The following is a 4,827-nucleotide window of genomic DNA, read 5'->3' on the forward strand; positions in this document are numbered from 1 at the left end:
CACCGTCGACACCGGGACCGGCGACGACCTGATCTCGGCGTCGAACTACCAGGGCTCGGCGAAGCTGGTGATCACCGCCGGCGACGGGAACGACACGGCCTTCGGCGGCGCGGGCGCGGACTCCATCCTTGGCGGCAAGGGTGACGATTACATCGACGGCCGCTTCGCCGCCGACCAACTGAACGGCGGCGACGGCAACGACAGCATCGTCTGGAACGCCGGCGGCGGCAGCGACACCGTCGACGGCGGCGCGGGCGTGGACAGCCTGGTTCTCAACACGACCAACATCGGCGAGACCTTCAGCATCCTCGACTTCGGGGGCCACGCGGTCGTCACCCGCGACATCGCCGCCGTGACGCTGGATCTCGACAACGTCGAGCGGATCGCCTTCGGCGGTTCGGGCGGCGGGGCGGACCGGTTCTTCATCTCCGGCGTCGGCACGACGGAAGTGAAGCTCGTCGAGATCGACCTCGGCCTGGCGATCGGCGGCAATGACGGCGAGCTCGACACCGTGGCGATCACGGCCGGGGCGGCCGGCGAGGGCATCGCCATCACCGGCGGCGCGGGCGCGGCGACCGTCAAGGGCCTGCCGATGGAGCTGCGCGTGACCCGTGGCGAGGCGGTCGACCGGCTCGTGGTGGACGCGCTGGATGGGGCCGACACGATCGACGCCTCGGCGTTCGCCGGGGGCATCGGCCTGCGGCTCGACGGCGGCGCGGGTGCGGACCGCTTCGTGTTCGGCGCCACGCTGGGGGTCGATGCGGAGATCGTGGCCTTCCAGAGCCACAGTCTTTCCGCCGAGGCCGACCTGATCGTGCTCAACGGCTTCGCGGACGCGAGCTTCGCCGACGCCGTCGCCAACCAGCACATCGTGCAGTCGGGCGCGGACGTGGTGGTCAGCGACGGAACGGGCGCGGTGGTGCGGCTCCTGAACGTGTCCCTGGCCAACCTGGGAGCGGCCGACTTCCTGTTCGGCTAACCGCTTCCGGCGGACGCTCCGGCTTCGCGCCGGAGCGTCCGGTCGCGCCTGCGCCGAGCCGACGAGACCCGCGTTCCGCCGCGAGCCTCGCCGCGCTAAGGTGGCGGCGTGCACGGTGCAGTTGAACTCCTGGAGCGGGACGAACCGCGCGCGCGGCTCGAGGACGCGCTGGCCGCGGCGCGCAAGGGGCGCGGGCGCGTCGTTTCGCTCGAGGGCGAGGCCGGCATCGGCAAGACTTCGCTGACGCTGGCCTTCGCCGAGGATCATCGGAGCGACGCCCGGGTGCATGTGGGCGGCTGCGAGAACCTGGCCACGCCCGAGCCGCTGGGGCCGCTGCGCGACATCGCCCGCGAGAGCCAGGGGCGCTTCGCCCTCTCGCCATCGGGGCAGCTCGCCACCTACGAGGCGCTGCTGCGGCTGCTCACCGGCGGCCGGGGCCCGGCGCTGCTGGTGCTGGAGGACATCCACTGGGCCGACGACGCGACGCTGGACCTGCTGCGGTTCCTGGGGCGCCGGATCCGGGCGGCGGGCGTGCTGGTGCTGGTGAGCTTCCGCAACGACGAGCCGGATTCCCAGGGCCGGCTCGCGTCGCTGTGGGCCGACATGCCGCGCGACGCGCGCGAGCGGATCGAGTTGCCGCCGCTCTCGCTGGAGGCGGTGGGCCAGCTGGTGCATCGGCAAGGCGGCGTCGCCCGTCGCGTCTACGAGCTGACGGGCGGCAACCCCTTCCAGGTGACCGAGTACCTGTCCGGCGACGGCGAGAGCGTCCCGCGGAGCGTCCAGGAGGTCACCCTGGCGCGGGCTGCCCGGCTGAGCCCGCACGCGCGCCGGACCCTGGAAAGCGCCTCGATCTTCCCGCGTCGGATCGACGAGCCGACGCTGCGCCTGATCGCCCAGGACGCCGACCACGCCGGGGTCGAGGAATGCCTGGCGGCCGGCATGCTACAGGCGCGCGGCGGCGTGCTTGCGTTCCGCCACGAGCTCGCGCGCCGGGCCGTCGCCGAGGCGATGTCGCCCCTCCGCCGCCGCGAGCTGCACGCCGCGGCCCTGGCGCTGCTCAAGGGGCGCAACGACGGCCGCGCCGCGGAGGTCGCCCACCATGCCGAGCAAGCCGGCGCCGTGCAGGACCTGCTGGCCTGGTCGGTCCGCGCGGCCCAGCAGGCGGCCGGGCTGGGCGCCTACCGCGAGGCCATGGCGCACCTGTCGAAGGTGCTCGAATACGGCCAGGCCCTGTCCGAGGCCGAGCGCGTGCAGCTCCTGGAGCGCAAGGCCTTCGCCGCCCACTTCTGCGGGGCCTTCGACGAGGCGCTGCAGGCGCTGGACGACGTCATCGCCATCTGCCGCCGCGGCGGGAACGTCCCCGGGATGGGCAATGCGCTGCGCATGTCCGCCCACGTGCACTGGAACCTCGGCGACCCGGACCGCGCCGAAGCCCAGGCCGCCGAGGCGGTGCGGGTCCTCGAAGCCGAGCCCGGGAGCTGGCAGTACGCCCTGGCGCTGGCGAGCCAGGCGCAGTTCGACATGCTGGCCGACCGCAACGACGCGGCCATTCCGGCCGCCGAGAAGGCCCTGGCGCTCGCGGAGCGCCTCGGGCGCCCGGACATCCGGCTGCAGGCGCTCACCTACCTGCGCACGGCGCACGCCTCGACCGACCTGGAGGCGGGCGTGCCGGCGCTGCGCGCGACGATCGACGAGGCGCGGCGCCTCGGGGAGATGGACGCGCTGCCCAGGCTCTACGCCAACCTGACCTCGGTCATGGCCCCGGCGCGCCGCCACGACGGGCTGCTCGACACCCTCGACGAGGGCGTGGCGGTGTGTGCGTCCCGGGACCAGGCGCCGCTCGAAGCACTGATCCGCGGCAACCGCGCCACGGCGCTGATCGACCTGGGCCGGCTGGCCGAGGCTGTGTCGGAGGCGGAGGACGTGCTCTACGGGCCCTATCCGAAGAGCGCCGCCACCCTGCCGGCGATGATCGCGCTCAGCCGCGCGCGGGTGCGGCTGGGCCTGGCCGAGGGTGGCGTCCTGGATCAGGCGCGGCGGCTGCCGACGGCCCGGCGGGACCTGCTGCGGCGCGTTCCGATCGCCATCGCCGACGCCGAGGCCCACTGGCTCGATGGGTCCCGCCCGGGCGCCCGGGAGCGGCTTGCCGAGACCCTCGAGGCGTTGCTGCGCAGCTGGAGCCAGCTCTGGAACATCGGCGAGGCGTCCCTTTGGCTGGCGATCCTGGGCGCGCCGCCGGCGCTGGAGCCCCGCGCTCTGGCGCAGCTCGGCGAGCCCCACCGCGCCCATCTCGAGGGGCGTTGGCGCGACGCCGCGGCCCTGTGGGCGCTGAAGGGCTGTCCCTACGAACAGGCGATCGCGCTATCGCAGGGCGACGAGGCGGCGCAGCGGGAGGCCCTGGCGATCTTCGACCGGTTGGGCGCCGCGCCGGCGGCGCGCGGGCTGCGGCGGCGGATGCGCGGCGAGGGCGTGCGGTCCGTGCCGCTGGGGCCGCGCACGGCCCGGCGGGAGAACGTCGCGGGGCTGACCCGCCGCCAGAGCGAGGTGCTCGGCCTGCTGGCCGACGGGATGGCCAACGCCGACATCGCCGAGCGCCTCGGGCTGAGCGCCAAGACCGTCGAGCACCACGTCAGCGCGATCCTCGCCACCCTGGAGGCGCCCAGCCGCCTGGCCGCGGTGCAGATCGCACGCGAGCGGGGGCTCTCGCTGGGCGCGCACTGACGCTGCGAGCTATCTCGCATGTGCGAAATTGCAGAGCCGCAGTGCGAAATCGCTGATCTATGCAGTGTTTAGATGGTGGTACATAGAGGGTGTCCACAAGGACGGCCCCGCTCCCCCGGGGTCCTCGGGAACCAAACTCAAGGTGTGTGTCATGTCCCTGATGAAGAACTTCGACCGGATCGCTCCGCTCTACCTGCTGGCCCTCGGCGTGTTCGCCGCGGTCTCCACGGCGGGCCTGGGCGCCTAAGCCCTCCCCACGCTCAGCGATCGAACCGGAGAGGGGCCCTTGCGGGCCCCTTTTCGTTTGGGCTGCCCCCAAAGGCAGCCATACGAAAACTAATTGCTGCTCCGCGAAATCTGACAATTGAACAGCGCTTAGATTGTGCTATCTAAGCATTGTCCAGATCGGACGGGGCGCCGGATGGGCCGGGGCCCGAACACGAAGGAGAACGCGATGTCGTTCCGTTTGAACCGGGTGCTCGACGTGCTCGTGGCCTACGCGGTGCTGGGTCTGACCCTGACCGTCGCCGGCGCCACCGCCGTCCTCGGCGCCTGAGAGATGCCGCTCGGCCAGAGGCCTCGCCCCGCGTGAACAGCGCCCGGGCGAGGCCCAAGAGCCCAAGCAGGCCCGCGCCGTCGTAGAGTTGTCTCCGAATCGGGCCTATAGTTTTCCACAGTAACGTCGATCTCACTCACTGGGGTGCTGTCTTCAGTCCCACGTCGATCGTCATAAGCGCCGCGAAGCGACACCGGAGGACCGGCCATGCAGGTCCTTAAGGCTCCGCCGTCCGGTTGGCCGTGCCTCGTGCTCAACGCCGACTTCCGGCCGCTCTCCTACTATCCGCTGTCGCTCTGGCCCTGGCAGGAAGTGATCAAGGCCGTGTTCCTCGACCGCGTGGACGTGGTCTCCACCTACGACCAGGAAGTCCATTCCCCGTCCTTCGCCATGAAGCTGCCCAGCGTGGTGTCGCTGAAGCAGTACGTGGCCCAGGACCGGCCGCCGGCCTTCACGCGGTTCAACCTGTTCCTGCGCGACGCCTTCACCTGCCAGTACTGCACGACGGAAACGGACCTGACGTTCGACCACGTGATCCCGCGCTCGCGCGGCGGGCGCACGACGTGGGAGA

The 4,827-nt window shown here is 72.1% G+C and carries 3 protein-coding genes; all 3 read left to right on the top strand.

The window, feature by feature from the left end; translation table 11 throughout:
* Window positions 1–979, top strand: a 979-nt coding sequence (locus VGD44_RS12290; protein ID WP_331087364.1) for a calcium-binding protein, incomplete at its 5' end; no start/stop codon positions are given.
* A gap of 108 nt (window positions 980–1,087) precedes the next feature.
* Complete coding sequence (locus VGD44_RS12295) at window positions 1,088–3,700, top strand: ATP-binding protein (RefSeq protein ID WP_331087366.1); 2,613 nt, start codon at window positions 1,088–1,090, stop codon at window positions 3,698–3,700.
* A gap of 763 nt (window positions 3,701–4,463) precedes the next feature.
* On the top strand, window positions 4,464–4,827 hold a 364-nt coding region (locus VGD44_RS12300; RefSeq protein ID WP_331087368.1), incomplete at its 3' end, for an HNH endonuclease.

This window comes from Phenylobacterium sp. (genome assembly GCF_036402295.1).
In the GTDB taxonomy this organism is placed as follows: domain Bacteria; phylum Pseudomonadota; class Alphaproteobacteria; order Caulobacterales; family Caulobacteraceae; genus Phenylobacterium.